Origin of the sequence: Sphingomonas asaccharolytica NBRC 15499 (genome assembly GCF_001598355.1) — a bacterium.
Taxonomy (GTDB): Bacteria; Pseudomonadota; Alphaproteobacteria; order Sphingomonadales; family Sphingomonadaceae; genus Sphingomonas; species Sphingomonas asaccharolytica.
On record NZ_BCYU01000033.1, the window covers coordinates 1 to 14,992 of the forward strand.

Genomic DNA, 14,992 nt, shown 5'->3' on the forward strand with positions numbered 1-14,992 from the left:
CCCATCCTTCGGCCGCCTCCTGGCTTGTTGCTTGTTGGTCGCGGGCCCCCTCCACCACGCGGCTGCGCCGCGCGGTCCCCCTCCCCGTGCCGGGGAGGAATTTTTAAGTGCTCTCCCGCACTGCATCCTCGCTCTACTGGCTCGGCCGCTACGTCGAGCGCGCCGATTTCATCGCCCGCCTGGTCGAAGCCACAGTCCGTCTCGACGTCCTCTCCCCGCGTCCCGCGGGCGAAGTCGCCTGGGCCAGCGCGCTGGCGGTGATTGACGCGCAGGAAGCGTTCGAATCCTCGGGCGCGACAATCGGGCAGCAGGCGGTGGCGCGCTTCCTGACGCTCGATGCCAGCCATCCCGGATCGATCGTGCGCTGCCTCGACAAGGCGCGGACTAATGCCCGCGCGGTGCGCACCGCGCTGACCCGCGACGCCTGGACCGGGATCAATCGCGCCTGGTTGTTGTTCGACAGCCGCTCGTCGCCCGGCGGCGCCACCGCGACCTTGAACCTGGCCGAGGCAGTCAAGGCGGAGACGCGCGGGTTCGAAGGCGCGATCCATCGCATGCTGCGCAATCAGACGACCTGGTTCATCCGGCTCGGCCAGGCGATCGAGCGCGCCGACAACACCGCGCGCCTGCTCGACGTCAAATACCATATCTTGCTGCCCGAGGACGAAACGGTCGGCGGCGTGGTCGATCGCGACCAATGGACCACCATCCTGCAAACGGTGTCGGCGGTGACTGCCTATCGCTGGCTCTATTCGGACGGGCTATCGCCGGCCAATGTCATCGACTTGCTCATCGCACGTCACGAATTGCCGCGCAGCCTGGCCGCCTCGGTCGAGGAATCGGTCGAATTGCTGTCGCTGCTTGCCAAGCGCACCGGTCACCATGGCGAGGCCGACCGTATGGCGCGCGGCCGCCATGCCAGGATGATGAAGACGCGGTCGGCCGATGTGATCGTCGGAGGGCTGCACCAGTATCTAGAGACCTTCCTCGCCGAGAATGCCGATCTGCATTTCGCGATCGGCCGGCAGTTCAAGTTCGCCTGATGCGGATCGCGGTCGATCACACGATCGTCGTCGACTTCCCCGTTTCGTTACCTCGCGTGACCCTGGCGCTGCGCGTCACGCCGGAGGACAATCACGACCAGACGGTCGCCGGCTGGCGGATCGGTCCAGATCGCGACGCCCGACTCAATATCGGGCGCGACGGTTACGGCAATGTGCTGACGATGCTCTACGCCGACGGTCCGCTCGACCGGATCGAGATCCATGTCGGCGGGGAAGTGTTCACGGGTCCGTCGAGCGGTATCCTCAGCGCGGCGCACCCCGAACCCTTGCCACCGTCGCTGTTTCTGCGCCAATCGTCCGGCAATGCGGAGGCGCCTGATCTTGCCGCGCTCGTGATCGACGCGGTCGAGGAAGCGGAGGGCGATATCGATCGCCTGCATCTCCTCAACGTGGCGCTCCACCAGCGCGCGGAGGATTCCAATGCCGACATGCTGGCCGCGATGTTCGTCTCGGCCGCGCGGCGCTTGAACTATCCGGCGCGATGCGTGTCGGGCTATTTCGCCCGCGATGGCGGCGCGACACCGCATTTCTGGGCCGAGGCCTATGTCGCCGATGTCGGTTGGGTGGGCTTCGACCCCGCCATCGGCCTGTCCGCAGGCGAGGATCATGCGCGGGTCGCCAGCGCGATCGATTTGAGCGGCGTGGCAACGGTGATTGGGGGCCGGATTAGGCTTTAGCACTTCCCGCAGGGCAGGGCTTTCAGACGAACTCGCCGCTAATCGCCAGCGCCTGTTCGGCCGGATGCGTCGGCGGAGCGTAATTCGCGTCTTCGTCCTCGAGCAGCGACCAACCCGACGGGCCGAGTACTTCGATCGGCCGATAGCGCGTCTTATACGCCATGCGCGCGGATCCCTTCACCCAATAACCGAGATAGACATAGGGCAGGCCCGCAGCGCGCGCGCGCAGGATATGGTCCATGATGATGAAATTGCCCAAGCCCGGCCGGCTTTCCTCGTCGGCCAGGAAGAAGCTGTAGATCATCGACAGGCCGTCGGCCTGCTGGTCGGTCAGACACGCACCGACTAGCCGGCCGCGCTCGCCGTGCAAGCTCGGTTCGCGATATTCGACGACCACCGAATTGACCGGCGATTGCTCGACCATGTCGGCATAATCGCTGTCGTCCATCATCGTCATTCCGCCGCCGGGATGGCGCGCGCCCAGATAACGGCGGAGCAACTGGAACTGCTCGTCGGTTGCCCAGGGATTGCAGGCGGTGATCTCGACATCGGCATGGCGGCGCAGCAATTTGCGCTGGCTCGCATTGGGTTTGAATTCGGGCGCGACGACGCGGACCGAGACGCAGGCTGAACATCCCGCGCAGCTCGGGCGATAGGCCACCGACTGGCTGCGGCGGAAACCGATCCGGCCAAGCGCGTCATTGAGTTCGCTGGCGTGCGGGCCGTTGAGTTCGGTGAAGACCTTCCGCTCTTGCCGGCCCGGTAAATAGGGACACGGCGACGGCGACGTCACGAAAAAGCGCGGAAAACGAAATGGCGCGGTCACCGACGAATATGTCCCCTCGGACGCCGGTCCATCCGGCCTCTGGGAACGCACTATGAATCGAGCGGGGCGTGATGAAAAGCGGCTTTACCAAGAAAGGTGGTTAATGATTCACCAGAATGCGACGAACCGCCTTGCAACGACAGAATACGACCTCGCGACTCGCGGTTGCAAGGCGGCTCGTCGCTGCTCCGATTCGTTTTGTCGCAAGCTTCGGTTCAGGGAGTCGCGGTTAATCGCGGCGACTCTGTTTCAGCAGAGCTGAAACGGTTGCGGCACCGGCCCGCTCCCCCACCCGGCCACCCAACAGGGTATTCTATGGGTGGCGGGTGGGGGAGCGGGCCGGCACCGCCTCAGCGTAGCTGCAAGGGACTCGAAGGAGATAGTGATGCGTCGCTTGTTGATTGCCGCCCTGATCGTCCCATTTGCCATCCCCGCGACGGCGCAGCGCGTGCAACCCGTTCTTCCGTTCGCACCGCGCGGGATCGATTATGTCGAAAGCGTCTGCACCGGCGGGTTCGATGGGCGCTATGAACAGACGCGGATCCTAGCCAATGGTCAGGTGATGAAAGTGACCCGTCGGTCGGATGGCGTGTTGCGTGCGCGGGCGACCAAGGCGGAGGTCACCAAGATCTGGCGCGAACTCGATTTCGCGCGCTTCGAGCAACGCACGGTGCCGCCGGAAAAGCCTTATGTGATGGACGGCATCGACTGCGCGCTGGCCCGCCGCGTCAACGGCCGCGTCCATACCGTGACCTTGATGCAGCAGAGCCGCGACAAGCCGCGCTATCGCGACCTTGTCCAGGCGCTCGACGATGTGAACGAGATCGGCCGGCGGGCGACGGGACCGGTGCTGCGGCCGGCGGTGGAATAACGGGCGACCGAACGGGCCGCAGGCAGAACGCGCTTCGCGCTTTCCCGGCGGTGCCGCTATGGCGGCATCCCAACGCTTGGAAGGCTTGCCATGATCGGCGCGATGATCGCCATTCTGCTCGGCGCGGCGGCAACGACCGCTGCCTATGCGGGGTTCGAACCGCTGAAGGGGGCTGGAAAGGCTGGCACGCTGTGTACGGCCGATGCCGCTATCTGCATCCATGTCTCCGACCCAGGGGTTCTGACCGTCACGCGCGACGGCAAGGATATCGCTAGCTGGTCTCCCGATACCGACAGCGGTGACCTGTCGCTCGCGCCGATGCCCGCCGTGTTCCGCCTGCGCGACGCTCGCTTGCTGGTCGGGGTGCTGGCGACGCGCCAATCCTCCTATTCGGGCGGTGGCGGCAGCGCGACCGAGCACATGCTGGCGCTGGTCGACCCCGGCAAGGAGCCGAAGCTCGTGCTGAGGGTACCCGAGGGCGGCAGCCTGATGATCCGCGCCTGTTTCGATGAAAAGGACGTCAAGCACCGCGCCGGCGCCTGTCACGACGAATATCGCTTCGTCGGCGCGCTCGCCGTCGCGACATCGGCCATGGATGGGCTGCCGACGCTCCGCTTCAGCATGGCCGCCTCGCATTACCCGCGCGGCGTGTCGCGCGAGGGGGATTCGACGACATTGCCGCCGCTGCGCAAGGCCGACTTGATCTGGCAGGACGATCCGCGCTGCACCTACAAGCGCGTCTTTCGCTTCGACGCGGCGAGTGCCCAATATGTGCCGGACGCTGCGCTGCCCGACTGCAGCGATTATACCGTGCCTTGATCGCCGTGGGGAACGTCGTCGCCAGCCTGAACATTGGCTTTCCGACTATTCAGCGGATCGGTAAGTCCGGTTGCCACGCTCCTGCCGACGGGAAGATTGATGCCGCACGCTAGCAATACTGTCGCTTGCCTGGGACCGGACAGCCCGCACGCGTTCGACAACGTTCCGCTCCTGCCACGCAACGGTAGCCTCGACGCGATATGCCCGGTTTGCCAGGGCCATGGGCAGTGGAATGCGGAGATCGATCTTGTGAGCTTTCGTTGCATCCGGACGATCTGCGAGCGATGTCTGGGCGCCGGGTGGATCGAGACCGGCAGCGACCCGATCGAGGTGAACGACATCGAGATGACGCCCGATGGCCATCCGCAATGGACGACACGGCGGCTTTAGCGAGTGCTCACCGGGCTGGCGTGATCCGCTGGCTCGCTCTACCCCGCCGTCATGCATCTCCGCGCGCAAGCCTTGGTCCTGTCGGTCCGCCAGCATGGCGAGCATAATGCAGTGGTGCGCTGCCTGACGCGCGAGGCGGGGATGATCGCGGGCTATGTGCGCGGCGGGCGGTCGCGGGCGCTGCGGCCGGTGTTGCAGCCGGCCAATCTCGTTGTGGGGGAGTGGCGGGCGCGGACCGAAGATCAGCTTGCCGGGCTGACGGTCGAATTGATCCACAGCCGCGCCCCGCTTTATTCCGAACCGCTGGCGAGCGCCGCGCTCGAATGGGTGACCGCGTTGACCGCAATCGCGCTGCCTGAAAGCCAGCCTTATCCGCGGCTCTACGGCGCGCTCGATGGCATGATCGGCGCGATCGAGGCAGCGCCCGCCGCGCGCGGCTGGGCGGTGGCATTGGTGCGGTATGAGGATCTGCTGCTGGCAGAGCTTGGCTATGGCGTCGGCCAGTCGCCGGCGGTGAGCGGCGAATCCGGCTGGCCCGAGATCATCGCCGCGCTGGCGCTGACGGGCCGCGAGATCGAGACGCATCTGTTGACCGATCGCCGCGCCGAGGCATTGGCCGCGCGTGCGCGCTTGATCGAAAGGCTCAAGCGCGCGGTTGCGTGACGGCGCTCGTCCCGGCAAAGGCGGGCGCGTCGAATGAAAGGAAGTCGCGTGCCGTTGATCGCCTTGTTGCCTGGGGATGGAATCGGACCCGAAGTCATCGCAGAAGCGCGCCGCGTACTCGACGCGCTGGCGCTCGACCTGACGTTCGAGGAGGCGCCGGTCGGCGGCCAGGCCTATCTGCAGGCGGGCAATCCGCTGCCCGCGACGACGCTCGACCTCGCCAAACGCGCCGACGCGATCCTGTTCGGCGCGGTCGGCGATCCGCAATTCGACGCGCTCGAACGCCGGTTGCGACCCGAAGCCGCGATCCTCGGCCTGCGCCGCGAACTCGGCCTGTTCGCCAATCTGCGTCCGGCCAAGCTGACCCCGGGGTTGGAGGACGCCTCGCCGCTCAAGCCTGAGATCGCCGGCGCGATCGACATGGTGATCGTGCGCGAACTGACCGGCGACGTCTATTTCGGCGAGAAGGGCCGGCGCGTCGGGCTCGGTGGCGTGCGCGAAGGACACGACATGATGCGCTATGACGAGACCGAGGTCGAACGCATCGCCCGCGTCGGGTTCGAGACCGCGCGCCGCCGCCGCGGCAAATTGTGCTCGGTCGACAAAGCCAATGTCCTCGAAACGTCGCAGCTGTGGCGCGACATCGTCAACGAAGTCTCCGAGGACTATGACGATATCGAGTTGACTCACATGTATGTCGACAATGCCGCGATGCAGTTGGTGCGCAATCCTGGGCAGTTCGACGTCATCGTCACCGGCAATCTGTTCGGCGACATCCTGTCGGACCAGGCGAGCATGTGCGCAGGATCGATCGGCATGCTGCCTTCGGCTTCGCTGTCGAGCTGGCGGTCGAGCCTGGGGATGTACGAGCCGATCCACGGCTCGGCTCCCGACATTGCCGGGCAGGGCAAGGCCAATCCGTGCGCGACGATCCTGTCGGCGGCAATGATGCTGCGGCATTCGCTTGACATGGCGGCAGCGGCGGACCGGATCGAGGCCGCGGTGGGCAAGGCGATTGCGGGCGGCGCGCGCACCGCGGATTTGGGCGGCACGCTGTCGACGACGGCGATGGGCGACGCGATCCTCGTCCGCCTGTGAGCGATCTGCTCGACCTCGCGGTCGTCATTCCGACCTTCAACGAACGCCGCAACGTGCCGCGGCTGATCGCGAAGCTCCATCAGGCGTTGAAGGACATCGCCTGGGAAGCGATCTTCGTCGACGACGATAGTCCCGACGGCACCGCGGACGCGGCGCGCGAATTGGGCCGGGTCGATCGCCGCGTACGAGTGATCCAGCGGATCGGGCGGCGAGGGCTGTCCTCGGCCTGTATCGAAGGGATGCTGGCGACAGCCGCGCCCTTGGTCGCGGTGATCGATGGCGATCTGCAGCATGACGAGACGATCCTGCCGGCGATGGCCAAGGCGCTGCACGAGGATCCAACGCTGGACGTGGTGATCGGCTCGCGTTTCATCGATGGCGGCGGGACGGGCGAGTGGGACAAGGACCGCGTCGCCAAATCGGCATTGGCGACCAGGCTCGCGCGGCATGTGCTCGAGGCCGATCTCAGCGACCCGATGAGCGGCTTCTTCATGATCCGCACCGAGATCGTACGCAATCTCGCGCCGCGCCTCGCTGCGATCGGCTTCAAGATCCTGCTCGACATCATGACCGGGTCGCCGCGCCCGCTCCATTTCCGCGAGCTGCCTTATACGTTCCGCGTCCGCACCGAGGGCGAGAGCAAGCTCGATCACGTCGTCGCGATGGAATATCTGATCGCGCTCTACGACCGCATGTTCGGGCGCGTCATCCCGGTGCGTTTTGCGATGTTCTCGGCGATCGGCGCGATCGGCGTCGGCGTGCACATGGCGGTGCTGACTTTCGCGATGTTCGTGCTGAACGTGCATTTCCTGACCAGCCAGATCATCGCCGCCATCGCTGCGATGACGGGCAATTTCTTCCTCAACAACGCGCTGACCTATCGCGATCGCCGGCTGAAGGGCGTGCGCCAGCTGATCGACGGCTGGATTTCGTTCTGCGCGGTGTGCGCGGTGGGGTTGGTCGCCAATATCGGCGTGGCCGGGTTCCTGCACGATTTCCGCGACAGCGGCTGGGCGGCGTCGGCGATGGTCGGCGTGCTGATCGGCGCGGTGTGGAACTACGCGCTGTCGAGCAAGTTTGTGTGGGGGAGGTATTAGGCTCGGCGCATTGGAATAGCCCCGCTATTTCGCGCCCGGCGCCGAGCCCGGCCGGCGGCGCAAAGCGCCGACCGACGGCGCGAATTCACTTCGCGCCGCGCGCCCGAGGATCAACGCGACGCGCTAGCCCCCAATCCCCCACCCAACGCCCGGAACGTATCGCTCGCCACCTGCAATTGCCGCGCGCGCAACTGCAACAGGCCACGCTCGGCATCCAAAGCCGCCGTTTGTGCGAGCACGACCTCGAGATAGTCCGACGCCCCGTCGTGATACCGGGTCAAGGCGAGATCGCGCGTCCGCTCCGCCGCGCGCGTCGCCTCCGCCTGGTCCGCTTCTCCCGCGATGAGCAAGCGCTGCGCCGCCAGATCGTCTTCGACTTCGCGGAATGCGGTGAGCACGGTCTGGCGGTAATTGGCGGCCGCCTCGTCATATTGCGCGCGCGCAATCTTGACCCCGGCGCGGCGCTTGCCGCCGTCGAAGATCGACAGGACCGCCTGCAATGGCCCGAGTGCCCAGAACGTGCTCGGCGCGCTCAGCCAGCTGCCGCCGGCTGCTTCATAGCCCACCGCGCCACCCAAGCTGATATTGGGGAACAAGGCGGCCTTCGCGACGCCGATATCGGCATTGGCGGCGGCGACTCGGCGCTCGGCGGCGGCGATGTCGGGACGCCGCTCGAGCAGGGTCGAGGGCAGGCCGGCGGCGATCACCGGCGGCCGTGGTTGCTGATCGGCAACGGCGATGCTGAAAGTTTCCGGCGCTTCGCCGATCAGCACGGCGATGGCGTGCTCGTCCTGCGCGCGGTCGATCTCGACGGTCGATAGCTCCGATTTGGCGCTCGACAATTGCGTCTGTGCGCGGCTGACGTCGATCCCCGAGGCGATCCCGCCCGAATGACGCGTATCGGTCAGGTCGAAGGCGCGCTGGTAGGAATCGACCGTCTGCTTGAGCAGCGTGATCCGCGCATCGAGCCCGCGCAAATCGAAATAGGTCGAGGCGAGCTGGGTTTGCAGCCCGAGCCGGATGCCGTCGACATCGAACGCTGCCGCTTTCGCCGACGCGTCGCCCGCGGCGACGCGGTTGCGCACCTGACCGAACAGGTCGAGCTCGTAGGAGAGCGAGGCGCCGATCGCCTTGTCGGTGAAAGTACTGGCCCGGCCCGGACTGTTGGGACGATTGGCCGACTGACGCTGGCGCTCGATGCTGGTCGAAGCGCCGACTTGCGGGAACAGGTCGCCGCGCGCCTGCCGCGCTGCGCCCAATGCCTGCTGATAGCGGGCGGAAGCGGCGGCGAGGTCGAAATTGCCTTTGTCGATCCGTTCCTCGAGCGCCGTCAGCGCGGGATCGCCGAACGCTTCCCACCATTTGCCGGATGGCGCGATATCGCTCCCGGCGGGCTGCCAAGGCCCTTCCTTGAAGGTGGCGGGCGTACTGATCGCCGGGCGCTGATAGGTCGGCGCCAGCGAACATCCGCCAAGCAACGCCAGCGAGAGGGCGAGGAGAGGCCTATTTACCACTGCGCGCGACCTGCACCTTGTCGCCCGACTGGATCGAATCGGGCGGGTTGTCGATCACCTGGTCGGCGGGCGTCAGGCCGGCGCTGATCTGGACGCGGTCGCCGAGGTCGCGGCCAATCGTCACGGTCTTGAGTTGAACCTTGCCACCCGCACCGAGCACCGCGACCTGGGTGCCGTTCTTGCCGATGATCATCGCGCTAGCGGGAAGCTCGACGGCATTGCCTGCGCCGCTGATCGGGAAGGTCGCCTGCGAATAGGCGCCGGGCTTCAATGCGCGGTCGCCATTGTCGGCGAGCAGTTCGACCAGGACGGTGCCCGAACCGGTGTCGACCGCGCCGGCTGACCGCGTCATCACCGCCTTGAACGTGCGGCCGGCATATTCGGGCAGGCTCAGCTCGATTTCCATGCCGGGATGGACCTGCGCCGAATAGGCCTGGGGCACTTTCACGAAGGCGCGGATCTTGCTGACGTCCGACACGGTGAACAGCGGCGCGCTGGCGGCGCTGCCCGCGGTGACGAGCGCGCCGATATCGGTCGACCGCGTCGTCACCACGCCGGCGAACGGCGCGGTCAGCCGGGTGAAACCCTGCTGATATTGCAGTCGGCCGACATTGGCGCGCGCCGCGTTGGCGACCGCCGACTTGGCCGCCAGGTCGCCGACCTTCTCGTCGGTTTCCTGCTTCGACACCGCGTCCTTGCCGAGCATCGTCTGCCAGCGCGTTGCGGTGGTCGCGGCCAGTTGCTGATTGGCGCGCGCGGTCTGAAGGTCGGCGCGCGCGGCGGCGAGCTGCTGGTCCACCTCGGGCGCGTCGATCACCGCGAGCAACTGACCCGGGCGCACCGGATCGCCGATATCGACGAACCATTTGCGGACATAGCCGCTGGTCCGCGCGTAGATCGGTGCGCTCTGCAGCGCCTGGAGCGTCGCGGGGAGCGTCAAGGCGGTCGTCGCGGCGCTCGGCTTGGCATGGATCACGCTGACCGTCGGGGTCGACTGGTCGTGCGTCCAGGTCGCGAGTTGGGCTTGCGAATGCACGCGGGTGCCGATGCCGATGCCGACCACCGCAATGGCGGCGACCGCGGCGATGATGCCGGTGCGTTTCAGATTGGGGCCATCGCCGTCAGGCATAGGCTTCCTCCAGCTTGGGGGCCGCGTCCGCCTTTTCGGCGTGACGCCGATGGACGAGGCTGAAGATTACGGGAACGAACATCAGGGTGGCGAAAGTCGCGACCATCAGGCCGCCGATCACCGCGCGACCGAGCGGGGCATTCTGCTCGCCACCTTCGCCGAGCCCGAGCGCCATCGGCAACATGCCGATGATCATCGCCAGCGCGGTCATCAGCACCGGGCGGAAGCGGACCATGCCGGCATCGAGCGCCGCCGCGGTGGCGTCGCCCAGCTCCGCCAGCCGCTCGCGCGCGAAACTGACCACCAGGATCGAGTTGGCGGTGGCGACGCCCATGCACATGATCGCGCCGGTCAGTGCCGGGACCGACAAGGTCGTGCCAGTCGCAAACAGCATCCAAACGATCCCGGCAAGCGCGCCGGGCAGAGCGGTGACGATCACGAACGGATCGAGCCACGACTGGAAGTTCACCACGATCAGCAAATAGATCAGCACGATCGCGCCGAGCAGGCCGAAGGCCAAGCCGGAGAAGGCGGCATTCATCGTCGCATATTGGCCGCGCAAGGTGACGGTCGTGCCTTTCGGCGTCTTCGCCTTCATATCCTTGAGCACGCTGTTGATGTCGCCGGCGACCGCGCCGAGATCGCGCCCGTTGGTCGTGGCGAATACATTGACCACCGGTGCGATATTATAGTGCGAGACGACCGTCGGTGCGTAGGAGCGGCCGATCGTGGCGATGCCGCCGATGATCTGGCTGCTTGCGCCCGCGGCCGATACCGGCACGTTGGCGAGGTCGCTGATCGACCCGACCTGATATTCCGGCGTCTGCGCCACCACCGGATAGGACACGCCGCTTGCCGGATCGAGGAAATAGACCGGGGCGGTCTGCGAGGTGCCGGCGAGCGAACTACCCAGGCTGTTGGTCACGTCGCGCTCGGTCAAGCCATACTGCCCGATCCGGCTGCGGTCGACATCGACATCGAGCTGCGGATAGCGCGCCGATTGTTGGATGCGCGCGTCGGCGACGCCGGGGATCGCGGTGATCCGGCGCAGCACCTCGCGCGCGAACGCGGCATTGCCGTCCCCATCCTTGCCGGAAATCGCGACGTCGATCGGGGCGGGGGCGCCGAAGTTCAGGATCTGGCTGGTGATGTCGGCAGGCAAGAACGAGAAGGTCGAGCCGGGAAAATCATGCGGCAATTGCTCGCGCAGCATGCGGACATAATCGTCGGTCGGCCGGTGATCCTTGGTCAGCTGGATCAGGATGTCGCCGTCCTGCGGGCCCACCGTGCCCGAATTGTTATAGGTCGTGTTGATCGAGCTGACCGGCAGGCCGATATTGTCGACCACCGACACCAATTCGTTCGCCGGGATGATCTGACGGATGCGCTGTTCGATCCGGTCGAATTGCGCCGACGTATCCTCGATCCGCGATCCGACCGGGGCACGGACATGGAGTGCCATCTGTCCGGCATCGACCGATGGGAAGAAATTCTCGCCCAGGAACGGCACCAGCAGGAATGACAGCGCGACACACGCCAGAAAGCCGATGATGAACGGTCGCGGTGTGGCAAGCGCGCGTTCGAGTAGCGCACCGTAATTCTTACGCAGGCGCTCAAACCGGCTCTCGAAGCCGCGCTGGAAGCGGACCAGCGGATTGCGCGAGTCGGGCTTTCCGGCGGCGTGGACATCGCTGGCGTGCGGCTTCAGCAAATAATTCGCCATGGTCGGCACTAAGGTGCGCGACAGGATGAACGACATGATCATCGCGAACACCACCGCCAACGCCATTGGCACGAACAGGAAGCCGGCGACGCCGGGCAGGAAGAACATCGGCACGAACACGATGCAAATGCACAGCAACGAGACGAAGGCCGGGGTCACGATCTGCGCCGCGCCGTCCATGATCGAGGCGAACACCGATTTGCCCTGTTCGAGGTGCCAATTGATGTTCTCGATCGTCACCGTGGCGTCGTCGACCAGGATGCCGACCGCCAGGCTCAGGCCACCCAGGGTCATGATGTTGAGCGTATTGCCGGTCGCAGCCAGCGCAATGATCGCGCCCAGGATCGCCAGCGGAATCGAGATCGCGATGATCACCGTCGATCGCCATGATCCGAGGAACAGCAGGATCATCACCGAGGTGAGGGCGGCGGCGATCGCGCCTTCCTTGATGACGCCTTCGACCGCCGCTTTGACGAACAGCGACTGGTCCCCGACCGGCACGATCTTGAGCGCGCCCGGCAATGTCGCTTGGATGTTGGGCAGCGCGTCCTTGATCCCCTGGACGATCGCCAAGGTCGAGGTGGCACCGTTCTTGAGCACGGTGATCAGCACCGATCGCGACCCGTCGACATGGACGACATTGGTCTGCGGGGCCGATCCGTCGCGGACGTGCGCGACGTCGCGCATATAGATGGTGGCGCCGTTCACCACCTTGACCGGCAGGTTGTTGAGTTCCTCGACCGACCCCGGCGCGTTGTTGAGCGCGACGCTGTATTGGAAGCTGCCGATCTTGGCGAAACCGACCGGATTGATCTGGTTCTGCGCGGCGATGGCGTTGCCGACGTCCTGCGCCGACAGCCCCTTGGATTGCAGCGCGGCGGGATCGAGATCGACCTGGATCTGGCGCTGGCGCCCGCCCGAGGGATAGGGGATCGCCGCGCCCGGCACCGTGACCAGGCCGGGGCGGACCTGGTTCTGCGCCAGGTCGAACATCTTGCCTTCCGACAGACCCTTGCCCGACAAAGCGAGCTGCAGGATCGGCACGGTCGAGGCGTTGTAGTTCAGGATCAGCGGCGGGGTGACGCCCGGCGGCAGCTGCTTCAGCACGGTTTGCGATACGCTGGTCACCTGCGCGGTGGCGGTGCGGATATCGGCGCCCGGCTGGAAATAGATCTTGGTCACGCCGATGCCGGGCATCGACTGGCTCTCGATATGATCGATATCGTTGACCGTGGTCGTCAGCACGCGTTCGAAGGGCGTGATGATGCGCCCCGACATCTGATCGGGCGGCAGGCCGCTATATTGCCAGGCGACCGCGATCACCGGCACGCGGATATTGGGGAAGATATCGACCGGGGTCCGCACCGCGGTTAGTACGCCGATGAGTGCGATCAGAATGGCCATGACCACGAAGGTCAGCGGTCGCGTCAGCGCTATGCGGACGATTCCGATCATCGGCGATTCCCATGCTCGACTGCCGGTGGGGGGCGGGGGGCACCGTCGGCGATCTGGTGATGGCACCGGTGGCAAGCCGGTGCTGCGTTGCGGCGAAGTGGGCGCGGCAGTCGCGACTGTCCAATATTGTTTACGGCATGATTGATATTTATTACGTGTCAATCATGGAGTTACGTCACCTGCGCTATTTCGTCCGCGTCGCGGAGGACCTGCACTTCGCACGCGCGGCGAAGCATCTCGGCATTTCGCAGCCGCCGCTCAGTCAGCAAATCCGGGCATTGGAAGACGAGCTGCAGGTACGCTTGCTCGATCGCACCAGTCGCAGCGTCGCGTTGACTCCTGCCGGCAAGCTGTTCCTCGACGCCGCGCGCGCGACGTTGCGCCAGGCCGAGCACGCCATGGCGGTCGCGCGCGGCGCAGCGCGCGGCGAGCTTGGCGAGCTGGCGATCGGGTTCAACGCCTCGGCCCCGTTCATTCCCGAGATCGCGCGCGCGATCGCCGAATTCCGCAGTCTCTATCCCGACGTGAAGCTCGTCCTGCGAGAGGCGTCGGGCAGCGCCCAGGTCGAGGATATCGACGACCGGCTGCTCGACATCGGCTTCATGCGCAGCCGCGAGAAACCCGTTTTGCCGCGCGGTCTGATCGCGCAGCCTTTCCTCCGCGAGCGTCTATTCGTCGGGGTGCCGCCCGATCATCGGCTGGCGGCGCAGGAAACGGTCGACCTCGTCGACCTTGCCGGCGAACCGATGGTCTTCTATTCCACCGAACGCAGCCTGTTTACCGGCGAGTTGATGGCGCTGATGCGCGAACGCGGCGTCGAGCCCAATGTCGCCCAGGTGGTGAGCGACGTGTCGACCTTGTTCGGGCTGACCGCAGCCGGGATCGGCGTGATGGTGCTGGCGGAATCCTTGTGCAACCTGCAATCGGCGGCATTGGCGTATCGCCCGCTGACCGGCGTAACGATGATGCTATGGCTGGTCCATCACGCCGCCGACCTGACGTTGCCGTGTACTCATTTCCTCCAGGTACTCACTCGTCCGGCGGGCAACACGGAGGCTTAGTCGCGCATCGTCGGCCATGACCTCGCGGGTCATTGCCGCGTTGAGCCGTCCCGCTACCCTTGCACCTACATTGCTCGGGAGTGGAATCATGCGGTCGGTAATCTGGCTCATCGGCACGTCCCTGACATTGGCCGCGGCATCGGCGCAGACAGGCCCCCAAGGCGCCGATTATCGCAGGTTGCCGCGCGATCTCGCTGCGGCGGCGACCGCTTACGATCTCGCGCAATTCAAGGCCAACCGTGCCGAGCTCGAACGGCTGCTCGCCGACGATTACATCCTCGCGGGGTCGAACGGAAAGAACCAGACCAAGGCGCAATATATCGCCGAGGCGACCGCGCCAGGCAGCAGGACGACCTATGTCGCCCTCTCGCTGAAGGTCCGCCGGGTGTGGTCGGATAGCGCCGTGCTCGGCGGGATGGTCGATGCCAAGGGGTTCGATCGCGGCAAGCCGATTACGGCGCATGCTCGGTTTGTCGACGTCTGGGCAAAGCGGGACGGACGGTGGCGCGTGGTGTTCACGCAGGCGAATGAGGTGAAGTAGTGGAAGGCCGTGGGACGGCGCGGAGTTAATCCGCGCCGTCGGTCGGCGCTACGCGCCGCCGGCC

At 65.9% G+C, this 14,992-nt stretch carries 14 protein-coding genes; 10 read left to right on the plus strand and 4 right to left on the minus strand.

The window, feature by feature from the left end; translation table 11 throughout:
- The first annotated feature begins 107 nt into the window (after window positions 1-107).
- Both SAS01S_RS10685 and SAS01S_RS10690 read left to right on the plus strand, forming a co-directional pair.
- Window positions 108-1,043: an alpha-E domain-containing protein gene (locus tag SAS01S_RS10685; RefSeq protein WP_066807686.1), complete on the plus strand. Its 936-nt coding sequence runs from the start codon at window positions 108-110 to the stop codon at window positions 1,041-1,043.
- On the plus strand, window positions 1,043-1,741 hold the full coding sequence (locus tag SAS01S_RS10690; protein ID WP_066807688.1) for a transglutaminase domain-containing protein: 699 nt from the start codon (window positions 1,043-1,045) through the stop codon (window positions 1,739-1,741). The genes SAS01S_RS10685 and SAS01S_RS10690 overlap by 1 nt, the downstream gene beginning before the upstream one ends.
- Window positions 1,742-1,763: 22 nt before the next feature.
- Here SAS01S_RS10690 and SAS01S_RS10695 read toward each other — a convergent pair whose 3' ends face one another.
- Window positions 1,764-2,567, minus strand: a complete 804-nt coding sequence (locus SAS01S_RS10695; RefSeq protein WP_066807690.1) for an arginyltransferase — start codon at window positions 2,565-2,567, stop codon at window positions 1,764-1,766.
- Between the two features lie 385 nt (window positions 2,568-2,952).
- Here SAS01S_RS10695 and SAS01S_RS10700 point away from each other — a divergent pair, with 385 nt between their 5' ends.
- The 6 genes from SAS01S_RS10700 to SAS01S_RS10725 all read left to right on the plus strand — a co-directional run bounded on the left by SAS01S_RS10700 (window position 2,953) and on the right by SAS01S_RS10725 (window position 7,505).
- Window positions 2,953-3,438 (plus strand): hypothetical protein, encoded by a 486-nt coding sequence (locus SAS01S_RS10700; protein ID WP_066807694.1) that lies wholly within the window; start codon window positions 2,953-2,955, stop codon window positions 3,436-3,438.
- Between the two features lie 90 nt (window positions 3,439-3,528).
- Window positions 3,529-4,257, plus strand: a complete 729-nt coding sequence (locus SAS01S_RS10705) for a hypothetical protein (protein ID WP_066807695.1) — start codon at window positions 3,529-3,531, stop codon at window positions 4,255-4,257.
- Between the two features lie 249 nt (window positions 4,258-4,506).
- Complete coding sequence (locus SAS01S_RS23145; protein WP_245656836.1) at window positions 4,507-4,647, plus strand: hypothetical protein; 141 nt, start codon at window positions 4,507-4,509, stop codon at window positions 4,645-4,647.
- A 51-nt stretch (window positions 4,648-4,698) separates the two neighbouring features.
- The gene (gene recO / locus SAS01S_RS10715) at window positions 4,699-5,310 is read left to right on the plus strand and encodes a DNA repair protein RecO (protein WP_066807697.1); all 612 of its coding nucleotides are present in this window, start codon (window positions 4,699-4,701) and stop codon (window positions 5,308-5,310) included.
- 48 nt (window positions 5,311-5,358) lie between these two features.
- Window positions 5,359-6,408: a 3-isopropylmalate dehydrogenase gene (gene leuB, locus SAS01S_RS10720; RefSeq protein WP_245656838.1), complete on the plus strand. Its 1,050-nt coding sequence runs from the start codon at window positions 5,359-5,361 to the stop codon at window positions 6,406-6,408.
- Window positions 6,405-7,505 carry a glycosyltransferase family 2 protein gene (locus SAS01S_RS10725; RefSeq protein WP_066807701.1) on the plus strand — a complete coding sequence of 367 codons (1,101 nt, stop codon included), beginning with the start codon at window positions 6,405-6,407 and terminating at the stop codon, window positions 7,503-7,505. The genes leuB and SAS01S_RS10725 overlap by 4 nt, the downstream gene beginning before the upstream one ends.
- A gap of 110 nt (window positions 7,506-7,615) precedes the next feature.
- Here SAS01S_RS10725 and SAS01S_RS10730 read toward each other — a convergent pair whose 3' ends face one another.
- Genes SAS01S_RS10730 through SAS01S_RS10740 form a run of 3 tightly spaced genes read right to left on the minus strand, consistent with a single transcriptional unit; the run spans window position 7,616 to window position 13,326 of the window.
- Window positions 7,616-9,019 carry an efflux transporter outer membrane subunit gene (locus SAS01S_RS10730; protein ID WP_066807704.1) on the minus strand — a complete coding sequence of 468 codons (1,404 nt, stop codon included), beginning with the start codon at window positions 9,017-9,019 and terminating at the stop codon, window positions 7,616-7,618.
- On the minus strand, window positions 9,009-10,148 hold the full coding sequence (locus SAS01S_RS10735) for an efflux RND transporter periplasmic adaptor subunit (protein ID WP_066807706.1): 1,140 nt from the start codon (window positions 10,146-10,148) through the stop codon (window positions 9,009-9,011). The genes SAS01S_RS10730 and SAS01S_RS10735 overlap by 11 nt, the downstream gene beginning before the upstream one ends.
- The gene (locus tag SAS01S_RS10740; protein WP_066807708.1) at window positions 10,141-13,326 is read right to left on the minus strand and encodes an efflux RND transporter permease subunit; all 3,186 of its coding nucleotides are present in this window, start codon (window positions 13,324-13,326) and stop codon (window positions 10,141-10,143) included. Before SAS01S_RS10740 ends, SAS01S_RS10735 begins: the two co-directional genes overlap by 8 nt.
- Before the next feature lie 164 nt (window positions 13,327-13,490).
- Here SAS01S_RS10740 and SAS01S_RS10745 point away from each other — a divergent pair, with 164 nt between their 5' ends.
- The gene (locus SAS01S_RS10745; protein ID WP_066807771.1) at window positions 13,491-14,387 is read left to right on the plus strand and encodes a LysR substrate-binding domain-containing protein; all 897 of its coding nucleotides are present in this window, start codon (window positions 13,491-13,493) and stop codon (window positions 14,385-14,387) included.
- An 88-nt stretch (window positions 14,388-14,475) separates the two neighbouring features.
- Entirely contained in the window at window positions 14,476-14,928 is a 453-nt protein-coding gene (locus SAS01S_RS10750) for a nuclear transport factor 2 family protein (RefSeq protein ID WP_066807710.1), read from the plus strand.
- Window positions 14,929-14,992 lie beyond the last annotated feature (64 nt).

Bases quoted from the DNA above. Each gene is read 5' to 3' on its own strand.
- SAS01S_RS10735 (WP_066807706.1), bottom strand. From the start codon at position 10,148: ATGCCTGACGGCGATGGCCCCAATCTGAAACGCACCGGCATCATCGCC.
- SAS01S_RS10740 (WP_066807708.1), bottom strand. From the start codon at position 13,326: ATGATCGGAATCGTCCGCATAGCGCTGACGCGACCGCTGACCTTCGTG.
- SAS01S_RS10750 (WP_066807710.1), top strand. From the start codon at position 14,476: ATGCGGTCGGTAATCTGGCTCATCGGCACGTCCCTGACATTGGCCGCG.
- SAS01S_RS10705 (WP_066807695.1), top strand. From the start codon at position 3,529: ATGATCGGCGCGATGATCGCCATTCTGCTCGGCGCGGCGGCAACGACC.
- recO (WP_066807697.1), top strand. From the start codon at position 4,699: ATGCATCTCCGCGCGCAAGCCTTGGTCCTGTCGGTCCGCCAGCATGGC.
- SAS01S_RS10700 (WP_066807694.1), top strand. From the start codon at position 2,953: ATGCGTCGCTTGTTGATTGCCGCCCTGATCGTCCCATTTGCCATCCCC.
- SAS01S_RS10745 (WP_066807771.1), top strand. From the start codon at position 13,491: ATGGAGTTACGTCACCTGCGCTATTTCGTCCGCGTCGCGGAGGACCTG.
- SAS01S_RS10690 (WP_066807688.1), top strand. From the start codon at position 1,043: ATGCGGATCGCGGTCGATCACACGATCGTCGTCGACTTCCCCGTTTCG.